The organism is Pediococcus acidilactici DSM 20284 (genome assembly GCF_000146325.1).
Taxonomy (GTDB): Bacteria; Bacillota; Bacilli; order Lactobacillales; family Lactobacillaceae; genus Pediococcus; species Pediococcus acidilactici.
This window is the reverse complement of record NZ_GL397067.1, coordinates 222311-243920: the sequence shown is the minus strand read 5'-3', so window position 1 is coordinate 243920 and position 21610 is coordinate 222311. Positions and strand designations below refer to the sequence as shown.

21 protein-coding genes are annotated in these 21610 nt (G+C 42.6%); 2 read left to right on the top strand and 19 right to left on the bottom strand.

The genetic code is table 11. The annotated features are described in order from the left end of the window. Window positions 1-2: 2 nt before the first annotated feature. The 5 genes from acpP to HMPREF0623_RS01175 all read right to left on the bottom strand — a co-directional run bounded on the left by acpP (window position 3) and on the right by HMPREF0623_RS01175 (window position 5563). A complete protein-coding gene (gene acpP / locus HMPREF0623_RS01195) occupies window positions 3-245 on the bottom strand; it encodes an acyl carrier protein (protein WP_002831490.1) in 243 nt (80 codons plus the stop codon). 41 nt (window positions 246-286) lie between these two features. Continuing rightward, window positions 287-1330: a phosphate acyltransferase PlsX gene (plsX, locus tag HMPREF0623_RS01190; protein ID WP_002831489.1), complete on the bottom strand. Its 1044-nt coding sequence runs from the start codon at window positions 1328-1330 to the stop codon at window positions 287-289. A 33-nt stretch (window positions 1331-1363) separates the two neighbouring features. Beyond that, window positions 1364-3391: an ATP-dependent DNA helicase RecG gene (gene recG / locus HMPREF0623_RS01185; protein WP_004165721.1), complete on the bottom strand. Its 2028-nt coding sequence runs from the start codon at window positions 3389-3391 to the stop codon at window positions 1364-1366. A 101-nt stretch (window positions 3392-3492) separates the two neighbouring features. Continuing rightward, complete coding sequence (locus HMPREF0623_RS01180) at window positions 3493-5130, bottom strand: DAK2 domain-containing protein (protein WP_373367279.1); 1638 nt, start codon at window positions 5128-5130, stop codon at window positions 3493-3495. 70 nt (window positions 5131-5200) lie between these two features. Then, window positions 5201-5563 carry an Asp23/Gls24 family envelope stress response protein gene (locus tag HMPREF0623_RS01175; RefSeq protein ID WP_002831486.1) on the bottom strand — a complete coding sequence of 121 codons (363 nt, stop codon included), beginning with the start codon at window positions 5561-5563 and terminating at the stop codon, window positions 5201-5203. 296 nt (window positions 5564-5859) lie between these two features. Here HMPREF0623_RS01175 and rpmB point away from each other — a divergent pair, with 296 nt between their 5' ends. After that, window positions 5860-6045 carry a 50S ribosomal protein L28 gene (gene rpmB / locus HMPREF0623_RS01170; protein ID WP_002831485.1) on the top strand — a complete coding sequence of 62 codons (186 nt, stop codon included), beginning with the start codon at window positions 5860-5862 and terminating at the stop codon, window positions 6043-6045. 83 nt (window positions 6046-6128) lie between these two features. On the opposite strand, the gene HMPREF0623_RS01165 is transcribed toward rpmB, so the two are convergent. The 11 genes from HMPREF0623_RS01165 to gmk form a co-directional block, all read right to left on the bottom strand. Next, window positions 6129-6770, bottom strand: coding sequence for a thiamine diphosphokinase (locus HMPREF0623_RS01165; protein ID WP_004165719.1), 642 nt, complete (start codon window positions 6768-6770; stop codon window positions 6129-6131). Beyond that, complete coding sequence (gene rpe / locus HMPREF0623_RS01160) at window positions 6770-7417, bottom strand: ribulose-phosphate 3-epimerase (RefSeq protein WP_002831483.1); 648 nt, start codon at window positions 7415-7417, stop codon at window positions 6770-6772. Before rpe ends, HMPREF0623_RS01165 begins: the two co-directional genes overlap by 1 nt. Beyond that, on the bottom strand, window positions 7414-8343 hold the full coding sequence (rsgA, locus tag HMPREF0623_RS01155; protein WP_005916637.1) for a ribosome small subunit-dependent GTPase A: 930 nt from the start codon (window positions 8341-8343) through the stop codon (window positions 7414-7416). The genes rpe and rsgA overlap by 4 nt, the downstream gene beginning before the upstream one ends. A gap of 12 nt (window positions 8344-8355) precedes the next feature. After that, on the bottom strand, window positions 8356-9879 hold the full coding sequence (pknB, locus tag HMPREF0623_RS01150) for a Stk1 family PASTA domain-containing Ser/Thr kinase (RefSeq protein ID WP_004165717.1): 1524 nt from the start codon (window positions 9877-9879) through the stop codon (window positions 8356-8358). Beyond that, on the bottom strand, window positions 9879-10622 hold the full coding sequence (locus HMPREF0623_RS01145; protein WP_004165716.1) for a Stp1/IreP family PP2C-type Ser/Thr phosphatase: 744 nt from the start codon (window positions 10620-10622) through the stop codon (window positions 9879-9881). Before HMPREF0623_RS01145 ends, pknB begins: the two co-directional genes overlap by 1 nt. A 9-nt stretch (window positions 10623-10631) precedes the next feature. Beyond that, entirely contained in the window at window positions 10632-11966 is a 1335-nt protein-coding gene (gene rsmB / locus HMPREF0623_RS01140; RefSeq protein WP_004165715.1) for a 16S rRNA (cytosine(967)-C(5))-methyltransferase RsmB, read from the bottom strand. Beyond that, the gene (fmt, locus tag HMPREF0623_RS01135) at window positions 11947-12912 is read right to left on the bottom strand and encodes a methionyl-tRNA formyltransferase (RefSeq protein ID WP_002831476.1); all 966 of its coding nucleotides are present in this window, start codon (window positions 12910-12912) and stop codon (window positions 11947-11949) included. Before fmt ends, rsmB begins: the two co-directional genes overlap by 20 nt. A gap of 21 nt (window positions 12913-12933) precedes the next feature. Further along, on the bottom strand, window positions 12934-15354 hold the full coding sequence (gene priA / locus HMPREF0623_RS01130) for a primosomal protein N' (RefSeq protein ID WP_004165714.1): 2421 nt from the start codon (window positions 15352-15354) through the stop codon (window positions 12934-12936). 13 nt (window positions 15355-15367) lie between these two features. Next, window positions 15368-16558, bottom strand: a complete 1191-nt coding sequence (coaBC, locus tag HMPREF0623_RS01125; protein ID WP_004165713.1) for a bifunctional phosphopantothenoylcysteine decarboxylase/phosphopantothenate--cysteine ligase CoaBC — start codon at window positions 16556-16558, stop codon at window positions 15368-15370. Between the two features lie 190 nt (window positions 16559-16748). Further along, window positions 16749-16958, bottom strand: coding sequence for a DNA-directed RNA polymerase subunit omega (rpoZ, locus tag HMPREF0623_RS01120; protein ID WP_002831471.1), 210 nt, complete (start codon window positions 16956-16958; stop codon window positions 16749-16751). 1 nt (window position 16959) lies between these two features. Continuing rightward, entirely contained in the window at window positions 16960-17574 is a 615-nt protein-coding gene (gmk, locus tag HMPREF0623_RS01115; RefSeq protein ID WP_002831470.1) for a guanylate kinase, read from the bottom strand. A gap of 186 nt (window positions 17575-17760) precedes the next feature. Between gmk and HMPREF0623_RS01110 the strand changes: the two genes are divergently transcribed. After that, entirely contained in the window at window positions 17761-18096 is a 336-nt protein-coding gene (locus tag HMPREF0623_RS01110) for a hypothetical protein (RefSeq protein ID WP_002831469.1), read from the top strand. 528 nt (window positions 18097-18624) lie between these two features. Here the strand turns inward: HMPREF0623_RS01110 and recN are convergent. Genes recN through HMPREF0623_RS01095 form a run of 3 tightly spaced genes read right to left on the bottom strand, consistent with a single transcriptional unit; the run spans window position 18625 to window position 21601 of the window. Then, the gene (recN, locus tag HMPREF0623_RS01105) at window positions 18625-20304 is read right to left on the bottom strand and encodes a DNA repair protein RecN (RefSeq protein ID WP_002831465.1); all 1680 of its coding nucleotides are present in this window, start codon (window positions 20302-20304) and stop codon (window positions 18625-18627) included. Between the two features lie 11 nt (window positions 20305-20315). After that, the gene (locus HMPREF0623_RS01100) at window positions 20316-20774 is read right to left on the bottom strand and encodes an arginine repressor (protein ID WP_002831464.1); all 459 of its coding nucleotides are present in this window, start codon (window positions 20772-20774) and stop codon (window positions 20316-20318) included. 8 nt (window positions 20775-20782) lie between these two features. Further along, a complete protein-coding gene (locus tag HMPREF0623_RS01095; RefSeq protein WP_002831462.1) occupies window positions 20783-21601 on the bottom strand; it encodes a TlyA family RNA methyltransferase in 819 nt (272 codons plus the stop codon). Between the last annotated feature and the right edge of the window lie 9 nt (window positions 21602-21610).

Sequence of the window (21610 nt, the reverse complement as noted above, 5' to 3'; positions counted from 1 at the left end):
TATTAAGATTGATGTTCACTAATGTAGTTAACAGCATCGGCAACTGTAGTCAACTTTTCAGCGTCTTCATCGCTGATTTCAGCTCCGAAAGTATCTTCTAATTCTAGTACAAATTCAACGATATCGATTGAATCAGCGTTCAAATCTTCCTTGAAGTTAAGTTTTTCGGTAATTTGATCGGCATCCAACTCAAAACGGTCTGCCAAAATTGCCGCAATTTTGTTAAAAATTTCTTCTTTTGACAATTTACTTGCTCCTTAAATTTGTTATAAATCCTGATAATATTTTAATTGTTTTCCCGAGGCTTGTCCACTTCGTCTTGTTGAATACATTTAACGTGCATGTCAAAGTATTCGGCAAGATTTTTAACTAATTTGGAGTCCACAATTTCGTGAACTTGAATTAAAGCATTTTTTACTTGGTTAGCATTACTAGAGCCGTGCGCCTTCACTACCGGGGCTTTAACCCCTAAGAGTACGGCACCCCCGTGCTTAGAATAGTCCATTTGGTCTTTAATTTGACTAAAGGCGGACTTCAGCAGTAAACCGCCCATTTTACCTTTTACACCACTGTTTAAAATGGTGTCCTTAACCAGTTTAAGCATGGATAGCGCCGTTCCTTCAGTATTTTTTAAAACCGCGTTTCCGGTAAATCCATCGGTTACCACAACATCAGCCGCACCGTTTAACAATTCCCGGGACTCAACATTGCCGACAAAATTTAAAGAGCTATCGTCATTTAACAACTGATAAGCTTCCTTATGAACCCGATCCCCTTTATCATATTCCGTACCGTTGTTTAAGAGGGCAATCCGGGGATTCGTAATATGCATTACGTTAGCACTATAAAAATTACCTAAAATAGCAAAGTCGTGCAGATTCTTGGCTTTGCTTTCCGCATTGGCACCCACGTCAAGCATGGTGAAATTATCGTGAGGCCCTTGTAAGCTTGGTAACGTGGTGGTCATTCCGGGACGGTCGACCCCTTTAATCCGGCCAATGACGAACAATCCCGCCGCTAACAGCGCTCCGGTATTTCCAGCAGAAAAAATTGCATCCGCATTGCCTTCCTTAACTGCTTGAGCAGCTAAAACCATTGAAGACTGTTTCTTACGTCGAACTGCCCGCACTGGTTCATCTTCCATAGTGATTACTTCGTCAGTATGCACAATTTGGACGTTCCGAAAGTCGTCCATATACTTAGTAATTTCATCTTTTTTCCCGTATAAAATAAATTCCACGTCCGGTAAAGCTTCACGAGCGGCAGCCACTCCTTTAACAATCTGCTCGGGGGCGTTGTCGCCGCCCATTGCATCAACGGCAATTTTCATTTTTACTCTCCTTATGTTTATTATCTAATTTAATTAATCTAATCCTTGCTCAATTTGCATAACTTGGTTCAAATACTTGGCTAAGTTTTGGAAAGCTGGTTGGGATTGCCAATCGGGTTGGTTAACAATCTTAGCAGCTTCAAGTTGGGCAGTTTGTAAGGCACCTAAATCCACCACCGGGTCCCCGACTTTAAATTCTGGAACTCCCGATTGTTGTTGACCAAATAAATCCCCTTGCCCACGCATTTTAAGGTCCGCTTCGGCAATTCGGAAACCGTTATTGGTTTCAACCATGATTTGCATCCGTTGCTTACCCACGGCATTTTTGGGATCGGCAACCAGTAAACAATATGCTTGTTGCTGTCCCCGACCGATCCGTCCTCGCAATTGGTGGAGCTGGGCTAACCCAAACCGGTCCGCATCTTGAATCACCATTAAGGTGGCGTTAGGTACGTCTACGCCCACTTCAATTACCGTGGTCGAGACTAACCCCGCATACTTTCCAGCTTTAAAATCGGCCATAATTTGGTCCTTTTCTGCACCATCCATTTTACCATGCAAGATTCCAATCGCATATCTTTGTCCAAAGAAATCTTTTAGTTCCTCATACAATGTCATGGCATTTTGCAAATCCATGACTTCTGATTCCTCAATTAGCGGTGCCACCACAAAAGCTTGCCGTCCCTTTTTAAATTCGTGTTCCATCAATGCCAGTACTTTATCCCACTCGCCTTTTTTCAACCACTTAGTAACCACTGGCTTGCGACCAGCAGGAAGTTGATCAATAATCGACACGTCCATATCCCCGTAAGCAGTAATGGCTAAGGTACGGGGAATTGGGGTAGCCGTCATCGCCAAGATATCAGGATTCGCTCCTTTTTGGCGCAGCTTTTGCCGCTGGTTCACCCCAAAGCGGTGTTGTTCATCAATGATGGCTAAGCCTAAGTTTTTGAATTCCACATCGTCTTGAATTAAAGCGTGGGTACCAATTACGATGTCAATTTCTCCAGCTTTAACAGCTTCTAAAAGCTCATTGCGCACTTTCTTACGCATTCCGCCAACTAACAGACCAATTTTAACGTCAAAATTGGCAAAAAACTTAATGAGGTTATTAGCGTGTTGCTCAGCAAGGATTTCGGTTGGCGCCATCAAGGCCGCCTGGTGGCCGGAGGTGATGGTGGCGTACATGGCAATTGCCGCCACCACCGTTTTCCCGCTACCTACATCCCCTTGCAACAACCGGTTCATATGCCAAGCTGATTTAAGGTTAGCTAAAATTTCATTGGTAACCCGCTTTTGAGCTCCAGTTAGTTCAAACGGCAACTGTTGGATAAATTCCCGAACTAGTTGGATCTGATAGTCAATTTTAGTTCCTTTTTCCACGCGGTCCCGCGATTTAACCACTTGCAATCCCATTTGAAAAACTAAAAATTCTTCAAACATTGCGGTTCGGCGGGCTTGTTTAGTAATCTGCTCGTCGCCAGGAAAATGCAAAGCTTTAATCATTGCCAAACGATGCATTAACCGGTATTTTTCAATTAAAGCTTCCGGAATCACATCCTGGACTTGCTCAGCATATTCATTCAAAGCTGCCTCCACTAATTGTTGGATTGTCGCTTGTCGAATATGTTTGTTAGCGGGATAGACAGCTTCCATTCCCTGTTCTTCAGTAATTATCTTGATTCCGGTTAAACTTTGCCGGTTAGCATCCCATTTTCCATAGATAGCCACTTCTTGGTTAGCTTCAAGCTGCTTTTTGATCCACGGTTGGTTAAAAAAAGTGACCATCACCGAGCTGTTTTCTACTAATAGCCGAAAATTAACCCGCACCTTATGCCTTCCAAAACGAACAATGGTCGGTGCAGTAGCCACGATTCCTTGAAAAGTAACTTTCTGTTGATCAGCAACTTCTTGCGGCTTTTTTGCTGCTAAATCTTCGTAGCGAAAGGGATAGTAGGTGATCAAGTCTTCAATCGTCTGGATTCCCAGCTCTTGCAGTGCTTGCGCGCGCTTAGGGCCGACTCCTGCCAATACCTGCACTGAATCTGTCAGACTTTTCATTTTTCCTCCACAATGCAAATCGAGGCTGTGACATCAATTACGTTTGTCATAGCCTCTAAAATCTATTTCAGCATTAGCTTAACACTTTTAAATCGCTTAGCCTACTCAACCGAAATTAAAAATGGATATACGGGTTGGTCCCCTTCGTGAATTTCAATTTCAAGGTCTTCGTCAATTGCTAAGATAGCCTGTTCTAATTCATCTGCTTGTTTTTGGTTTGCATCTTTGCCATAAATAATCGTTACAATCTCACTATCTTCATCAAGCATTAACTTAACCATTTCAGTAGTTGCTTCCATGAGGTTTGCAGCGGTATTAACGATTTTGCCATCAATCATGCCCATGTAATCATCTTTGCGGATTTGACGTCCGTCTAACTTAGTATCGCGGACCGCAACCGTTACTTGACCGCTTTTGACGGTATCTAGGTTATCTTCCATTGCACTTGCATTTTCATCAAGTTCCGCTTCGGGATCGAATTCAAGCATTGCCGCCATTCCTTGGGAAATTGTCCGACTGTGAACGATCTTAGTCGGAATTTCAGCAACTTCCACAGCTTGTTCTGCTGCTAAGAAGATGTTTTTGTTGTTAGGTAAAACAATGGCTTGCTTAGCACCCGAATTGTTGATCATTGCAGCAATGTCTGCCGTACTTGGGTTCATGGTTTGCCCACCGCTAATAATGTGGGTAACGCCTAAGCTATTAAACAATTTTGAAATCCCGTCTCCCGAAGAAATCGCGATTACCGCCGTTTCGGGGGCTTCCTTAGGTTCGGGAGCCGTCAACGAGTCGTCTTGTTCAATAATCTCTTCTTGTTGCCAGCGCATATTATCGATCTTGATCTTGGTTAAATCCCCGAATTGTTGTCCCCAGCTTAAAACGTCGCCAGGATGTTCGGTATGCACGTGTACCTTAACCACTTCATCGTCATTAATTACGAGTAAGGAATCCCCTAACTTCGCAAGGTAGTTGTAGAAGGTGTCGTAATCAAATTCTTGAGAAACTTGGAGTCCCTTACCGATCCGCACCATCATCTGGGTACAGTAACCGTACTTAATATCTTCGGGATTAATTTTTCCTTGCACGCTTTGGTGGTGCTTGGCTTCCACCATTTCATTGATTTCAGTAACGTCTGGTTCATGTTGATATTCGCTGACGTCCTTACCGTTTAAAACATCATTAAAGGCGTCAAAAACAAAAACCAATCCTTGACCACCAGAATCAACTACTCCGACTTCCTTTAAAACCGGGAGCAGTTCCGTAGTCTTTTTCAAAGCTGCTTGCGCTGCAGCATCGATTGCCTGCATTACCTCAGCCAAATTATCACTCGTTAAAGCAGCTTCGTTACCGGCCTTAGCGGCTTCTCGAACCACCGTTAAGATAGTTCCTTCAGTAGGCTTCATTACCGCTTTATAAGCCGTCTTAGCGCCATTAGCGACCGCATCTGCAAGATCCTTGGCATCTAAGCTTTCCTTACCTTCCACACTTTTAGCAAAGCCGCGGAAAATTTGCGATAAAATAACGCCCGAATTGCCTCGCGCGCCCATTAAAAGTCCTTTCGCTAAGGAACCTGCCAAGTGACCAACTTCTTCACTAGCATCGTTAGCTTCGTACTTTGCACCACTTTCTAACGATAAACTCATGTTAGTTCCGGTGTCTCCATCCGGTACCGGAAAAACGTTTAATGAGTTAATAAAATCCGCATTCATTTTTAAGCGATCAGCACTAGCCTGCACCATCTGATCAAAAACTTCATTAGTAACTAAGGTTTCGATTGCTTCCAATTCTTTATCCTCCCAACCCAACGAACTAATCGCTGAGTGCCTTTACACCCTGAACGAAGACATTCACTGAGTTAGCAGAAATGCCTAGCATTGATTCCAGGTTATATTTTACTTTTGATTGTACGTTTTTTGAAATTTCAGAAATTTTTGTACCATAACCGACAATGATGTATACGTCAATTGCAACCCCATTATCTTCTTGTTTAATTACCACGCCTCGTGCATAATTTTCACGTTTTAAAATTTCATTAATGTTGTCGCGGATTTGATTCTTGCTGGCCATGCCCACTACACCATAGTTATCCGTAGCTGCGCTGCCGACCACCGTCGCGATCACATCGTTTGAAACCTCGATGGTTCCATTTTTTGTTTTAATTTTGACAGCCATCTTCCTGCCTCCTTAGTATCATATATACCAACGATATTTTACCATATCTTATCTAGACGCTAAATACAAGAACCTGCCCCATAAATCGACGTCAATTCCTATTATACTGGGAAATTATGTTCGTGCCAATTCTTAAACAGAAGTGACAGCAACTTTTATTTCGTCACGTTAAAATATCTGTCAAGGATAATTACTTGAAAGTTTCCTATTGCAATATACCGGGCAATGTGATAAATTGTTATGGTAATTGAAATAGATTCTATTGAGATATAGAAGTGACAAAGGAGGGTTTCAACATGGCAAAAGATTTTGTCACCGGTAAGCGCACAAGTTTTGGAAATACTCGCTCACACGCTTTGAACCACAGCCGCCGAAGCTGGAAGCCAAATTTACAAAAGGTTCGCATCTTAGTTGATGGTAAGCCTAAACGCGTTTGGGTTTCTGCTCGAGCTCTAAAATCAGGTAAAGTAACTCGTGTATAACCAAGCACTTAAAAGCTTAAAACAAAAAATGCTCTTAACCGTTAGATAATCATCTAGCTGTTAAGAGCATTTTTTTGTTTTACTTAGTCCTTGCTTTGAATAACCGCAATTAATCCGTTGCTTAAGTAAACGGTAGCCGTACTACCAATAAACTCGTTGCTTACGTAGGCCCGCGCATTGGGCACCATGTGATTATGCAGTTGGTATTTTTCATCATCCAAAGTCAATGCGTCGATGGGCGTTAACGGAATGAATGACAAATATTTAAAACCAGCTTCTTTTTTAATTGTGTGTTTTCCAGAATTGAAAAAGGTAATCCGATTTTGCCGGTCAATCAACGTAATCTGTTCAGCAAATCGCCGAAAGCGCGCTTCTAGCACCATTAATACGTTTGCTAGCAAGTGGTCGATCCGCCCGCCGCTAACGCCTAGAATGCGAACCTGTGCGTGATCGTCAATATTTAATACCTTAGCTAGCGCCGCTTCGGTGTCCGTATCATCTTTGATGGGGTTTAATTTAACCACCCTATCAAATCCCGCTGCGACCTTTGCAAACTCTGCTTCGCTCACCGAATCAAAATCGCCAATTGCCAAACTACCTTTAAGCTGTTCATTTACCAAACGTAATGCTCCGCGGTCTACGCCAACCCATTCACCATCTAATTCTTGCCAATTTTCTGGTAAATTTGCCGGGTCGCCGCCGACTAATAGGTTAAATATTTTCATTATTTAGTAAGGTCCTTTAAGGTTTGTACTTGTTTAGTATAATCAGGTGCGTTAAAAATGTATGATCCAGCAACCGCCACATCAACTCCCGCGTCGTACACTTGTTTAACGTTTTGGTCACTAATTCCTCCGTCAATTTCGATGTCAAATTCTAAACCACGTGCTTGGCGTAATGCTGACAAACGTTTAACTTTACTAATCGAACTTTCCAAGAACTTTTGTCCCCCAAATCCTGGGTTAACCGACATGATTAATACTTGATCCACTTCTGGTAAAAGTTCTTCTAATTCAGTTAGCGGTGTGCCTGGATTAACAACGACTTCTGCTTGCGCACCCGCTTGTTTGATTAGTTGGATAGCCCGGGCAATGTGCTGGGTGCTTTCTACGTGCACTCCGATAATGCTAGCACCCGCTTGGGCAAATTGTTCCACGTAATTTTCCGGATTTTGAATCATTAGGTGTACGTCCAACTTAATATCACAGTCTTGTGCCAAGCCCTTAACAGTGTTTAATCCAAAGCTTAAGTTAGGAACAAAACTGCCGTCCATTACATCGACGTGTAAGTAGTCAGCTCCTTGAACCTGTTCAACATCCTTCATTAGATTTGCTGGATCTGCACTTAAAATTGATGGTGCTACTTTAATCATTTCTTCTTCCTCCGATCTTTTTTCTGGTACCCTTTACGTTTATAATCTGGTTTTTGGGACCGGATCAACCCCATGAATTGTTCATAATTAGCGTAACGACTAGCCAAAATTTCTCCATTTTCTACAGCAGCTTTCACCGCGCATCCTGGTTCGTTAAGGTGTAAACATTCGCGAAAACGACAATTTTGGCCGATTTGCTTTATCTCCAGAAAGCATTCTTTAAGTTCCGTATCCGCCATTTCAAAAACCGCATAAGAGGAAAAACCTGGCGTATCCGCAACTAATCCTCCGTCAATGTTCATTAACGAAACTTTCCGCGTTGTATGCTTTCCTCGATTTAGTGCCTGAGAAACTTCACCGGTCTGGATGTTCAAATCCGGATCAATTCGGTTTAACAACGTCGACTTACCAGCTCCAGTTTGTCCCATAAAAATAGTTAATCGCTCAGCAAAAAGTTTGCGCAACGCCTTCACATCGGCATCGTCTTTTTGGCGAACAGGAAAAACTACTTGATAACCAATTTTTTGGTAATAGTCGGCAATTTGTTTTAAATCTTGGTAAGCCTCGTTATCCAATAAATCCGTTTTGGAAAAATAGATCACTGCGCTAATCTTTTTTTCGGCAAGTGCCACTAGTTGCCGATCCAGTAAATTAGCTGAGAAATCCGGCTGGGTAGCTGCCGTAACCACTACCGCTTGGTCAATGTTGGCTAACGGCGGGCGTACTAACTCGTTTTTCCGGGGGTGAATGCTAGTGATGTAGCCAGTTTGGTCCGAATTTTCTTTGAAATCGACCACATCTCCCACCAACGGTTTAGTTTGTTGGTTACGAAAATTCCCCCGTGCCCGGGTGCGAATCACTTCGTGTTGCTCAGTTAGCACATCATAAAATCCTGCTAACAATTGTATAATTTGTCCAGTATGCATGCACTTCTCCATCTATTTAGCGATCGTAAACGTAATCGTTGTCAAGCGCGGGACGACTACCTGACCAGCAACCACATCTTGTGAAATAATGCGGTTATTGTCAAAACGATTAGTAACCACCTCTTTTTTCTTAATGGTGAATCCCTTAGCTTCTAGTTGCCGCTTAGTGCTTGGATAATCACTGCCTACATAGTTATCCACATCAAAGCTATTTGGTCCCTTACTAATCACCACGTTGACCTTAATTCCTTCTTGAACAGCTTTACCATTCTCAGGTAAGGTCTTAACCACCTTATTATAACCGGTTTTATCATCAGCGACCTTAGTTATTTTACCCACTCCAAGATTTTCCTTAGATAATTTGGTCGTTGCTTGATTTTGCGTCAAACCATGCAAATTGGGAACCCTAACCATTTGCGGGCTGCTTAACTTAAAGGCAATTAAAATTCCCAAAATGAAGGCCAAGATGGCAAACGCCATAAACGCCGCCCGCCTGCGCAACGGGTGCCGATGTTTAGGTCGGTGCATTTCCTCTGTTTTTGCTGCGGGCTGGTGATTTTTCTTAATAGATTTAAGTTTCTCGTTTACCTGCATCTTAATTGAGCGGGTCTGTTCGCTATCCGGTTCATCCAATTGGCGGTTAATCGCCTTTTGGTCTAAAACAATGGTGTGCTCAGTTAAAGAATCCTCTACGAACTTGCTTTCTTGCGCACGTTGCGGACTTAGGGTCGTTTTTAAATCAAGTGCCATTTCAGCAACGTTTTTGTAGCGATCCGTCGGGTTCTTGGCAGTTGCTTTAAGCACCACGTTTTCCAACGCTTGTGGAATTTGGTGATTAAAATCAGTTACTAACGGTAATTGATCTTGATAATGTTTAATAGCAATTGATACCGCCGTCTCACCTTCAAACGGGACCTTTCCAGTTAGCATTTCAAAAAGAATAATTCCTAATGAATAAATGTCCGACTGTTGCGTAGCCACGTGCCCGCGGACTTGTTCCGGCGAGAGGTACTGTACTGAACCAATCACCGTGTTGGTTCGGGTAAAACTACTTTGCTGGTTGGCAATTGCAATTCCAAAATCGGTAATTTTAGCATTCCCATGTTTATCAATCAGCACGTTTTGCGGTTTTAAATCCCGATGAATAATCCCATGCCGGTGGGCCGCTTGCACTCCGCACAAGATCTGCCCCATTAAATTGACCACTTGTGGAAGCGGAAGCGGAAACTCATCTTTGATATATCGTTTTAAATCTTTTCCTTCTACGTACTCCATTACGAGATAATTCATCCCGTGCTCTTCACCAATGTCATAAACACTAACGATGTTGGGGTGAACCAGCTCGGTAGCCGACAATGCTTCTCGTTGGAAGCGGCGTACAGCCGAAGCATCGTCTTGCATATCAAAACGGACTAGCTTAACCGCCACGTCCCGGTCTAAAATCAAATCGTGAGCTAGATAAACGCTAGCCATGCCACCTTCACCAACGGGGCGAATAATCTTATAACGTCCGTTTAGCGTTTGATTCGGGGTCATCAGCTCGCCCCCATTTCTGTTTCCACAATCAACACCGTCACGTTATCAAAACCGCCGGCGTGGTTAGCCAAATCAACCAGCTTACGCGTTTTGGCTTCGAGACTTTGTTGGTCTCCCAAGATTTGTTGGATTACATCATTACGAACTAAGTTAGTTAACCCATCCGTGCAGAGTAATAAAATATCACCAGCCGCCACGTTAAATACCTTGATTTCCGCTTCGGCTTGCTCAGAAATACCAAGCGTTTTGGTAATCACGTTTTTTTGCGGGTGGTTGCGGGCTTCCTCTGGAGTAATCCGGCCAGTTTTTAGCAATTCATTTACTAACGAATGGTCGGTTGATAATTGACGTAATCCAGCCTGCTGATTATATATGTAACAACGACTGTCGCCTAGATTTGCTACGACCACTTGATCATTAATAAATAACGCCAAAACAATGGTAGTTCCCATACCATTTAAATTTTTGTAGTGCTTAGAAGCTTGTAGAATCTTACGGTTTTCAATTGCCAACTGGTGGGTTAACCAGTTTTTGGCGTCTTCAACGGTGTTGATGTCGGAGGTCTCAAATAAATAACCAATGTGGGAAACCGCCATCTCAGAAGCAATGTCACCGCCCCGATTACCGCCAACGCCATCAGCGACGATCGTTAAAATCGATTCTGAATCACTTTTAAAAATCCCCACGTAGTCTTGGTTTGTTTTGCGGACTTTCCCTTTGTCCGATAGGTACGCATATTTCATATCTATCAATCACTTCACTTTTTTCATATTCGCAATGAAGAAACCATCTGATCCAAAATCATCCGGGTAAATATTTAGGCTCAGATCAGTGCGGTCTGCTTTAACTTTTTTATCCGTCTGCGTTTTTAATAGTTCAAATTCTGGGTGCTGGGTTAAAAACTCATCGATTGTCATCTGATTTTCCTTACGGAGCATTGTGCAAGTGCTATAAGTAAGAATTCCGCCCACCTTAAGCATCGACGCTACGTTATCTAAAATGTCCAACTGGACGCGGTGTAAATCGCTGCTATCCTTTTTGCTCTTAAGGTACCGCGTTTCAGGCTTTCGGCGTAATAAACCGATTCCCGAGCACGGGGCGTCAACCAAAATACGATCAAATTCTTCCTTTAATTCTGGACAAGGAGTCGTGGCATCGTGGACTTCCGTAACGATGTTCGTTAAATGCATCCGCCGTGCATTTTGTTGAATTAGCCGGGTACGGGATTCATAAATATCCCAAGCAATTACTTGTCCATCAGGTCCCACTTTTTGGGCCAACTGGGTTGTCTTACCCCCTGGTGCTGCACAAGCATCTAAGACTTTTTGTCCCGTTGCTAATTGCATGGTTTCACCAACTAACATTGCCGACTCATCCTGTGCAATCACCTCGCCAGCTTGAAAACTAGCGGACTGCGCCAGTCCAGGACCATTTTGTAAACGTAATCCGTCCGTTGCTAATAAACTTTCTTGAACGTCATATTCTTCGGATAGGCTTTGGCGAATTGCCGCCGTCGAACGTTGAATAGGGTTAATCCTGACACTTAAATGAGCTGGCCGATTAATACTATCTAGTATCTTCCGGCACTTATTTTCTCCTAATTCATACAATAATTGGTCCACAATCCACGAAGCAACGCTATATTCGGTTGCTAATCGCTGGGTTAAATCCGGAATGCTGTCTAAACTTGGGGTTCCTTGACGTTGATAAGAACGTAACACCCCGGTTACCATCTTACGAACACCGTCGCTTCCCCGCCGTTTAGCAATTTCAATGGTTTCATTAAAGATGGCAAAGGTGGGGACCCGATCCAAAAATTCCATTTGAAAAATGGCCGTACGTAATAAGTTGATTACCCACCGCGGGGTCTGTTCTGGTCGCTGCAAGAAATTTGCTAAATAAAAATCAATGGTCAAGCGGTGTTGTAAAACACCATAAACCAATTCGGTCAGTAAATGCTTATCGACTTCTGATAAGTCTGCATCCTGGATCACCTGGTTTAACTCTAAATTTGAATAGGCGCCTTCGTCAATACTTTCTAAAGCGTCAACCGCTAAATCGCGGGGGTTATTTTTCAATTCCGTCATTGTCTATAATTTGCTTTCCGGGGTGTAAATTATCGCCAACCCCATTTAAATAATCTGTAATGGACATCTTTTGTTTTCCAGCTGGTTGTAATTCTAAAATGCTGATTACACCATGGTCACCAGTGGCCACAAGCAATTCATGCTTGGTCTTTTCAACCACCTGGCCAGGTGCTAAATCAGTACTTTGATCAACGACCGCCGTCTTCCACAGCTTGGTCCGCTGTCCTTCCATGATCACGTAAGCAACTGGGAAAGGTCGCAATCCGCGAACCTTAGCGTCTACTAAACGTGCTGGTAAATTGATATCAACCGCTTCTTGTTCAGGGGCAATGTTAGGTGAAAAGCTAACCTGTTCTTCATCCTGCGCTACCGGCGTGATTTCTCCGTTTATTAACTTAGGTAAGGTTTCCAGAAGCGTATCCCGGCCTAAAATACTTAATTTTTCAAACATGCTGCCAACGTCATCTTGGTCGGTAATTGGCATTTTAGCTTGGGCAAGCATATCCCCGGCGTCCATTTTCTTAACCATGTAAATAATGGTGACCCCAGTTTCTGCATCCCCATTCATGATTGCGTAATGTACGGGTGCTCCTCCCCGATATTTAGGTAATAACGAAGCATGCACGTTGATTGCCGCAATTTTAACCGAGTTAATTAATTTCATCGGTAAAAATTGACCAAAGGCTGCCGTCACGATAAGATCCGCGTTTAAATTAATTAACTCCTCCATTTCCGGACTGCCACTAAGTTTCTCCGGTTGATAAACCTTAATATCGTGCTTAGTTGCTACTTGTTTAACCGGACTTGGTGTAAGAACGTGCTTTCTACCAACTCGGCGATCGGGCTGGGTGACCACCCCAATTACGTTGTAATCCGGATGGTCAATTAAACTTTGTAAAATGGGCGCCGAAAATTGGGGCGTTCCCATGAAAATAATTGATTTCATTAAAAAACCTACTTTCTATGCTTACATAAAGTTTTGCGGATCGGCATCAATTGTGATTCGGACCCCGTGTCGAAACTTTTCTTGTGATTCATTTAGCACCTTTAACAAGGCGTCATGGAGTCGTGGCTCCTTTTGGTACTTAATTAAAATCTGGTAATAATATTTTTGCTTGATTTTAGAAACCGATTTAGGCGTAGGCCCTAAAACAATTGCTTGCGAGCTTAACTGGGGTTGAATTTTATTTAACACTTCGTACGCATTTTTTTGCGCAGTAGCTTCGTCGGAAGCCGCAACGTTGATTAATACCGTAAAGTAATACGGAGGGTATTTCCCTAGGTGGCGCAGATACATTTCTTTTTGAAAGAAGTCTTCATAGTCCTGTTTTTGCGCCAACTTAATCGCGTAATGGTCCGGATTAAACGTCTGGATAAGAACTTCACCAGCTTTTTGCGCCCGTCCGGCTCGTCCAGCAACCTGTGTCAACAATTGAAAAGTCCGTTCACTGGCTCTTAAATCCGGCAGTTCTAAGGAAGTATCCGCATTCAAAACCCCTACAAGAGTTACCTCAGGGAAATCTAACCCCTTTGCAATCATTTGGGTTCCTAAAAGGATGTCTGCGTCATGGTTACCAAAACGAGCCAGTAGCCGTTCGTGAGCCCCTTTTCGCCGAGTGGTGTCCACGTCCATTCGTAAGACCCGTGCTTGCGGTAAGATCTGTTGCAGCTGTTGCTCAACTTTTTGGGTTCCCGTACCAAAGAACCGAATTTTGTCACTACCGCAATTTTGACATTTTCGCGGAATCGGTTCTTCATGCCCACAGTAATGACACTGCATCGAGTGAGTATCCAGATGCATGGTTAGCGAAACATCACAATTAGGACATTTCAATACAAATCCACAATCACGGCACATCACAAATGACGAAAATCCCCGTCGGTTTAGCATTAAAACTACTTGTTCATGCTTTAGGAGTCGTTCTTGAATCGCGTTAACCATGGGTGCCGAAAAATTCTCGTTAAACCCGTCGCCCAGGTGCCGCCGCATATCAATTACCCTTATTGCTGGCAAGGCCTGTTGGTTAGCGCGTTTATGAATCTGGATAAAGTCATAAACCCCCCGTTCTGCGCGCGCCCGACTTTCCAGCGCTGGAGTCGCACTACCTAAAACCACCGGGCAATTAGCATTTTGCGCCCGATAAATGGCAACGTCACGCGCATGGTATCGCGGAGCATCGGTTTGCTTATATGTTTCGGAGTGCTCTTCATCCATAATAATAATACCAAGATTATGCAGGGGTGCAAACACCGCAGAACGCGCACCCACCACTACTTTGACCTCGTTACGCATAATTCGGCGCCATTCATCAAATTTTTCGCCATCAGAAAGTGCGCTATGCAAGACCGCCACTTGGTCGCCAAACCGCGCCCGGACGCGGTTAACCATCAAAGGAGTTAGCGAAATTTCTGGAACCATTAAGATTGCGGTCCTGCCTTGGTTGAGCACCTGGGAAATGCTTTGTAAATAGACTTCCGTTTTTCCTGAGCCAGTTACTCCCTCTAACAGAATTGGCTTAGCACGACGGTTTTGAACAGCATCCGAAATTTTTTTAAAGGCGGAGGCTTGTTCATCATTCAAGTTGAGCTCTTGGTCGGTTTGCAGATCACTTTGCGCAAACGGGTCCCGGTACTGTTCTACTAAGTCACGCTTTAACCACCCTTGCTCTACCGCGTGGTCAACCGTTCCGCGACTAATTTGATAATCCTTGATTAAGGAAGCTTGACTAAGGCCTTCTTTAACGCTCATTTCTGGTATTAACTGCAATAGTTTCAACTGTTGACGGGCGTTAGGTCGCACCGTCTTGGTAATTTGAGTGATTTGTTCGGCATCCACTAGCGGCCAAATCCAGTTAATCATCTTTTTTCTAGCAGAATTTTCGGTGGCGTACTCTAAAGTAACGCTACCGTCCTTAACCCACTGGTTTAATTGACGCTGTTGCGGATAATCAAGCTCGTTAACCTTTAAATCGACGACCTGCTGCTCGCCCAATACTTCAACAACCCTTTGTGGATCAATTCGTTGACGATTGACTTTCACAAACCGTTTTGTATTAATTTTAACCAAATTAGGCAACATTGCATTCAAACAGGTCACCCTAAAGGAAAAGGTTTTATCCGCCAACCATGCTGATAAATCAATTAATTCCTGATTTAAGAAAGGCTCTGGTTCAAGAAGTGAAATAATATTTTTTAATTCCATCGGGGAACCTTGCCGATTTTCTCCAATCACAAACCCTTGGACCGGTCGTCCCGCTTGACCAAAGGGAACGATTACGCGTGAACCAATTTTAATGTCATTTTCAATTGCCGCATCTGCTTGGTAAGTAAATGGTGTGTTCGTTTGCAGAGCTGGTACGTTGACGATGACATCAAACTTTTTTGTCATTCCCTAATCCCCTTTACTTCAATTCTTCGCTAACAATTTTTAAAATTGCTTCTGCAATCTTTAGTTTAGATTGTTTGGCAATCACCTTAGCTCTTTGATCCGGACGTAAAATGGTTACGGCATTATCGTCAACGTTAAAACCAATCTCGGGGTTGCCCACGTCGTTAGCCACCACCATATTCAGACCTTTTCGCTGCATTTTTCCCGTAGCATTTTCTAGTAGATCATCCGTCTCCGCCGCAAAACCCACGACATATTTTAACCGGTCCGGTCGGTCCAACGTAGCTAAAATATCTGGGTTTTCGACTAGTTCAAGTTGTAAGCCATTTTTAAAATCATGTTTCTTCAACTTATGCGTGCTAACCTTAGCAACTCGATAATCAGAAACCGCAGCTGCCATAATTAACACATCCGCATTTTTGAGCTCCTGATCCAAAGCTGCTTTTAACTCCGCTACGTCTTCAATATCAATTCTTTTAATTTTAGACTGGGTGTCAAGGCTTAAGTTAGTTGGTCCAGTGATTAAAGTCACTGTCGCTCCAACTGCCGCAGCTTGTTGTGCAAGTGCAAAACCCATTTTTCCCGATGAACGGTTGCCAATGAAACGGACCGGATCAATTGCTTCGCGGGTTCCTCCAGCAGTGACCACCACCTTATAGCCTGCCAACTGCTGGCTACTACTAACTGGTTGACTTATAAACTGATTAACCACTTCTGCCGATGGAAAACGGCCCTTTCCGGAGTAGCCTTCCGCCAGTTCTCCCACTACGGGCTCTAGTATTTCTACCCCATCCGCCTTGAGTTGGGTCAGGTTACGTTGAACCGCTGGATTTTGCCACATGTTAACGTTCATCGCCGGCAGAACCCTTTTCTTAGCTGAAGACGCAAGTACTACCGTAGACGCAAAATCGTCCGCAATTCCAAGTACCATTTTTGCGATAAAGTTTGCCGTTGCCGGAGCCACCACGACTTGATCCGCCCAGTCAGCTAATGCTACGTGAGCAACTGGCTTTCCCAGATCCGATTTAAAATCATCATAAACCGGTTCGTTGGTTAACGTGGCAAACGTCAATGGGGTGACGAACTCTTCAGCCATCTTAGTCATAACAACTTTTACTGCGTTACCAGCCTTCACCTGGTATCGAACCGCCTCAACCACCTTATATTCGGCAATTCCGCCGGTAATTACAAATAATATTTTCATTGGCAAACACCTTCCTAGTTTTATATTCTACCAGTCTCCTGTACCTAATCCCATCTAAAATAATGGAATGACAATCACGTAAAAAAGCTAGAAAAAATCATTTCAGATTTTTCCTAGCCTCACTTTACACTTAGTATCGTTTGGTAGATTTTCCAGTGACGGGTTCTACTTAACCTTAAGTACTGATTAATTACAGGTCTTTTTCGTTAGGATCAATAACTACGTCGCCTGCAACAATTTCTTCTAAAGCTTTCCCAACGTTTTTATGAGAACTATAGTGGTCAAGCAATTCTGGTGCGCCCTCATCTAATTGGTGTGCGCGCTTGCTTGCTAACATAATTAATGAATAACGAGAATCAACTCGTTCGAGCAGTTTATCAACTGAAGGATATAAAATCATTTTACAACTCTCCTAACATTTCTTGGTATTCAGGGTAAACGCGTGAAACGCGTAAATGTTCTCCCTTAATAATGTTTTTAATTGATTCAACGGCATTTTCGACCTTATCATTAACGATTGCATAATCATAATCATGCATCGTTTTAATTTCATCGACCGCCTTTTCCATTCGTTTATTAATCGTTTCAATGTCTTCGGTTCCCCGATTAATAATCCGTTGTTTTAATTCCATCAAATCTGGCGGCGTTAAAAACAAAAAGACGCCGTCCGGCATTTTTTCACGGACTTGACGAGCTCCGTTAACTTCAATTTCTAAAAAAACGTCCCGACCAGAGTCTAAAGTCTGGTTGACATATTTTAACGGGGTGCCGTAGTAATTGTCAACATATTTGGCATACTCTAGCATTTGACCTTCTTCGATGTTTTTCTCAAATTCAGCTTTAGAAACAAAGTAATAATCCTCGCCATTAACTTCACCTTCACGAGGTTTTCTAGTAGTCATTGACACTGAATATTGGAAATCATTTCCACCTTGATCAAAGATTGCTTTTCTAACCGTTCCCTTACCTACACCGGAAGGTCCCGAAAGAACAATCAACATTCCTCTTTTCGCCATTTCCAAACTCCCTCAAATATATGTATGTAATTACTATTTTGCACTTTTTTTACTTATTTTTCAACTGTATTCCGCATGTCAAGGCAAAGTAATTTCGCTTTTGAGCACCTTTATTTAAAACCACTTGCAAAACTGAACGTTTGTTCGTATAATAAAAACACAAACAAACGTTCGATGGAGGCAATTATGGAAAGTCGTAAACTAAGTCCGCTTAAATTATTTAACTTTTCGCTCGCAGCAATTCGTAGTACTTATGAAAGTTTATTCGTGGTTCCTGAAGACCGCGGACTTAACATTGTTGACCAAGCGATGTCCTTAACTCAAATCAACGATACGATTGCGTTTGCTATCCAAAACCAAGTTCCCGTTCAAATGCAAATCAATTTAACGGCTTCGCGGGTGGTCGAGCTACGTGGCCACCTATTATTAAACCGTTCGGGAAGGCTTTGTATTCAAGACCAAAATTCAAATACCACCCAAACATTAGAAGATGCAGAAATTCGCAGCATCGCGCTAATATAATATTTTCTTTTGCAAGTTCAACGTGGCTTGTAACCCTCAATCCGTTATTTGTCATAGTAGGAACGCAAAATCCATTAAAAAGCGCGGCTGAGAAAAACTAAAAATCGACCATCATGGACTAGGCTCTGTCAAGTTGACAGACAAAATAATATAAAATTAGGTAGCTTATTAAACGGCCTCATTCCAGTATTCATCAGGAATGAGGCCATTTCTTGTTGTTGATTAAAATATTCAATTCCATTTTTAACTAACTTAATTAGCACTTGATAGGCTTTAAGGGATCCTATGTCGTTCCAGCCAACGCAGTTTAAATTCATTTATAAAATCTAATTTTTCTAATGCTGTGTACTTAAATCCAGGCATTCAAAAAAACCTCCATGATTGTCAGTTGAATTATGATATTTCATTTGACAGTCATGGAGGGATTATTACATTATGCCAAATCCAAGCATGATGACTAGTTTCTTAGTTAATGCTCAAAAATTACCAAACTTTTATCCCACGCTCACTTTTTACGTATCTTATTACTCAGGCTTGTTCGTGTTCCATCTGCAACAGCTCGCGTGCGTGCTCTAAACTCAATTCAGTTAGGTCTACCCCAGCTAACATTTTAGCGATTTCATTAACCCGCCCCTCATCATCAAGAGCGGTTAAATTAGTCATCGTCCGTCCCTTAACCACTTTTTTAGCCACGTGCAACTGGTAGTCTGCCCGGGCAGCTACTTGTGGAAGGTGGGAAATACATAATACTTGCGAGTGATTCGAAATTTCATGAATTTTATCCGCAATTGCCTGAGCTACTCGACCACTGACTCCGGTGTCAACCTCGTCAAAAATAATGCTGGTAACCCCCTCATTGCGAGCAAAAATAGTTTTCAAAGCTAACATGATCCGTGAAAGCTCCCCACCAGACGCAATTTTTGCCAATGGTTTCAAGTCTTCACCAGGATTGGGTTGGATTAAAAATTCAACGTTATCAAGTCCGTCGAGTTCCGGAACCTTTTTAGAATTGAACTGTACCTTAAACTGTGTTTTTTCCATGTACAATCCCGCCAACTGATCCCGAACTGCTTGTTCTAGTTTCAAAGCCATTTTCTGGCGTAAATTGGTTAACTGCGTACCTAATTGCTTGGTTTCTTGCAAACGTTTTTCCACTTCCACAGCCAAATCATCTAGATTTTGGCCCGCCCCAGTCATTTCTGCCAATTCATTTTCAATTCTCGATAAGTATTTCAGAATTTCAGTAATCGAATTGCCGTACTTCTTTTTTAACTGCCGGATTGTTTCTAACCGTTGTTCGACTTCATCTAGTTCAGCAGGGTTCCATTCCATCGAGTCAATCGCCGAACGAACTCGATTAGTAACATCTTCTAAAGAATAGTAGGCATTTTGAACCTCATCGGCAATCTGCTCGTATTCTTCATCATAGTCAGCAATTCCTTGCATTTCTTGCATTACGTTTCCAATTTGGTCGGTTGCAGAAACTCCTTCTTCACTTTCCAAAACTTGAAAACTAGTTGCTAACGCATCTGAAATACTTTGAAAATTAACCAACTGATCACGCCGCTTTTCTAACTCTTCATCTTCACCTTCGATAAGATTTGCAGCCTTAATTTCATCAACTTGAAACTGCAGCATATCTACCCGCTGATTCCATTCATGTTCATTTTTTAGACTTTGGTTTAAACGCCGATTTAATTTAGTGTACGCCTTAAAAGCAGCTTGGTACCGTTGCTTGGTGTCGGCTACCGCAGCGTAATCAAACTGTTCTAACAAGCGTAAATGCTTATCGCTATCCATCAATTCTTGGTGTTCATTTTGTCCGTGAATATCAATTAAAGTTTGCCCAATCTTTTTTAGACTGTTCAAATTAACGATGGTTCCGTTAACTCGACAAACGCTACGCCCCGTCTTAAGTAATTCCCTAGTAATCACGAGGTCGTTAGTCGGTTCAATTCCTAATTCTTCTAAAACCGTCTTAGTATTGGCAATTTCAGCAATATCAAAAACGCCTTGCAAGACGGCCTTATCCGCGCCAGTTCGTACAAAGTCTACGGATCCGCGACCCCCAGCTAGCAGTCCGACGGCATCAATGATAATCGATTTTCCTGCACCGGTTTCCCCAGTTAATACGGTCATCCCTTGTCGAAAACTAGCATCTAGTTTTTCGATAATTGCAAAATCCTTGATTGATAATTCCAATAACATGATAATCTCTCCTAGGTATAGGCTATCGCTTTGGTGATCCTTTTTCTTAACTGTATAGCGCGCTCATTGTCTTTGCAAACTACCAGCACTCCGTCATCATCAGCAATCACAGCAAACACAAAACTGTAGTTAACTTGCTTCAAAGTTGCCGCAACGCTGGGACCGTTCCCGGGCTTTAAATCGATGTAAACTAATTGGTCTTGTGCCTTGATCGTAATTAAAGACGTCGCTAGTAAATTAAAGAAACGCTGTTCAATTTGTGAACTATCCGTCTTTGGTAACGCATAGCGAAGACGGCCATCCACCGTGGCGACCTTAACTAGCTGCAATTCCTTAATGTCACGAGAAATTGTTGCTTGGGTAACTTGAATTCCTTGCTTTTGCAGAATTTCAACAATATCTTCTTGGCGCCCAACCTGATGATTATTGATGATTTGTTTAATGAGGGCGTGTCGTTGATTTTTACGCATTATCTCACCTACGAATTTAAATTAGAATATGCTCGATCAATTACTTCATTAATATTTACCTTCGAACTAATGCTGCCTAATTCAGCATCCGCACTAGATAGCCATGCTAAGAATTCAATATTACCTTCGCCACCCTTGATTGGCGAATAATCTAGCCCCAATACGTCGAACCCTTCCGCATTAGCCATGGTCAAAACATTCTTAAGCACTTCTTCATGCACTTTACGATCCCGGACGATTCCATGTTTACCAACCTTTTCACGCCCTGCTTCGAATTGTGGCTTGATCAAGCTAACTACCGAGCCTCCAGTTTTTAAAATCTGTTTAAGGACCGGTAAAATTAGTTTTAAGGAAATGAAGGAAACGTCAATAGAGGCAAATTCTGGTTGACCACTGGTAAAGTCTGCTAACTTACTATAGCGAAAATTAGTATTTTCCATCACTACTACTCGGGGGTCTTCCCGTAATTTCCAAACCAGTTGGTTAGTTCCCACATCAAGGGCATAACTTAATTTAGCACCATTTTGGAGCATTACATCGGTAAAACCGCCTGTAGAAGAGCCAATGTCTAAAACTACCAGTCCACTCACGTCAATGTCAAAAACATCTAGGGCCTTGGCAAGTTTTAAACCACCCCGGCTCACGTAGGGCATCGGTTTTCCCTTTAAGTGTAATTTAGTGTTCGGGTCAATTTTAACCCCTGGTTTATCCAACCGTTCTTCATTATCTCCTAGAATTTCACCAGCCATCACTGCTCGTTTGGCCTTTTCGCGGGTGTCAAATAACCCTTGCTTAACTAATAAAACATCTACTCGTTCTTTTGCCATTACCTTGTC

Coding starts and splice junctions, on each gene's coding strand:
- HMPREF0623_RS01095 (WP_002831462.1), bottom strand. CDS start 21,601: ATGGCAAAAGAACGAGTAGATGTTTTATTAGTTAAGCAAGGGTTATTT.
- HMPREF0623_RS01180 (WP_373367279.1), bottom strand. CDS start 5,130: ATGGTGCAGGCTAGTGCTGATCGCTTAAAAATGAATGCGGATTTTATT.
- HMPREF0623_RS01165 (WP_004165719.1), bottom strand. CDS start 6,770: ATGAAAATATTTAACCTATTAGTCGGCGGCGACCCGGCAAATTTACCA.
- HMPREF0623_RS01110 (WP_002831469.1), top strand. CDS start 17,761: ATGGAAAGTCGTAAACTAAGTCCGCTTAAATTATTTAACTTTTCGCTC.
- pknB (WP_004165717.1), bottom strand. CDS start 9,879: ATGACCCCGAATCAAACGCTAAACGGACGTTATAAGATTATTCGCCCC.
- HMPREF0623_RS01145 (WP_004165716.1), bottom strand. CDS start 10,622: ATGAAATATGCGTACCTATCGGACAAAGGGAAAGTCCGCAAAACAAAC.
- rsmB (WP_004165715.1), bottom strand. CDS start 11,966: ATGACGGAATTGAAAAATAACCCCCGCGATTTAGCGGTTGACGCTTTA.
- recG (WP_004165721.1), bottom strand. CDS start 3,391: ATGAAAAGTCTGACAGATTCAGTGCAGGTATTGGCAGGAGTCGGCCCT.
- coaBC (WP_004165713.1), bottom strand. CDS start 16,558: ATGAAAATATTATTTGTAATTACCGGCGGAATTGCCGAATATAAGGTG.
- priA (WP_004165714.1), bottom strand. CDS start 15,354: ATGACAAAAAAGTTTGATGTCATCGTCAACGTACCAGCTCTGCAAACG.
- HMPREF0623_RS01175 (WP_002831486.1), bottom strand. CDS start 5,563: ATGGCTGTCAAAATTAAAACAAAAAATGGAACCATCGAGGTTTCAAAC.
- rpoZ (WP_002831471.1), bottom strand. CDS start 16,958: ATGATTTTATATCCTTCAGTTGATAAACTGCTCGAACGAGTTGATTCT.
- gmk (WP_002831470.1), bottom strand. CDS start 17,574: ATGGCGAAAAGAGGAATGTTGATTGTTCTTTCGGGACCTTCCGGTGTA.
- rpe (WP_002831483.1), bottom strand. CDS start 7,417: ATGATTAAAGTAGCACCATCAATTTTAAGTGCAGATCCAGCAAATCTA.
- fmt (WP_002831476.1), bottom strand. CDS start 12,912: ATGAAATCAATTATTTTCATGGGAACGCCCCAATTTTCGGCGCCCATT.
- HMPREF0623_RS01100 (WP_002831464.1), bottom strand. CDS start 20,774: ATGCGTAAAAATCAACGACACGCCCTCATTAAACAAATCATCAATAAT.
- recN (WP_002831465.1), bottom strand. CDS start 20,304: ATGTTATTGGAATTATCAATCAAGGATTTTGCAATTATCGAAAAACTA.
- plsX (WP_002831489.1), bottom strand. CDS start 1,330: ATGAAAATTGCCGTTGATGCAATGGGCGGCGACAACGCCCCCGAGCAG.
- rsgA (WP_005916637.1), bottom strand. CDS start 8,343: ATGCATACTGGACAAATTATACAATTGTTAGCAGGATTTTATGATGTG.
- rpmB (WP_002831485.1), top strand. CDS start 5,860: ATGGCAAAAGATTTTGTCACCGGTAAGCGCACAAGTTTTGGAAATACT.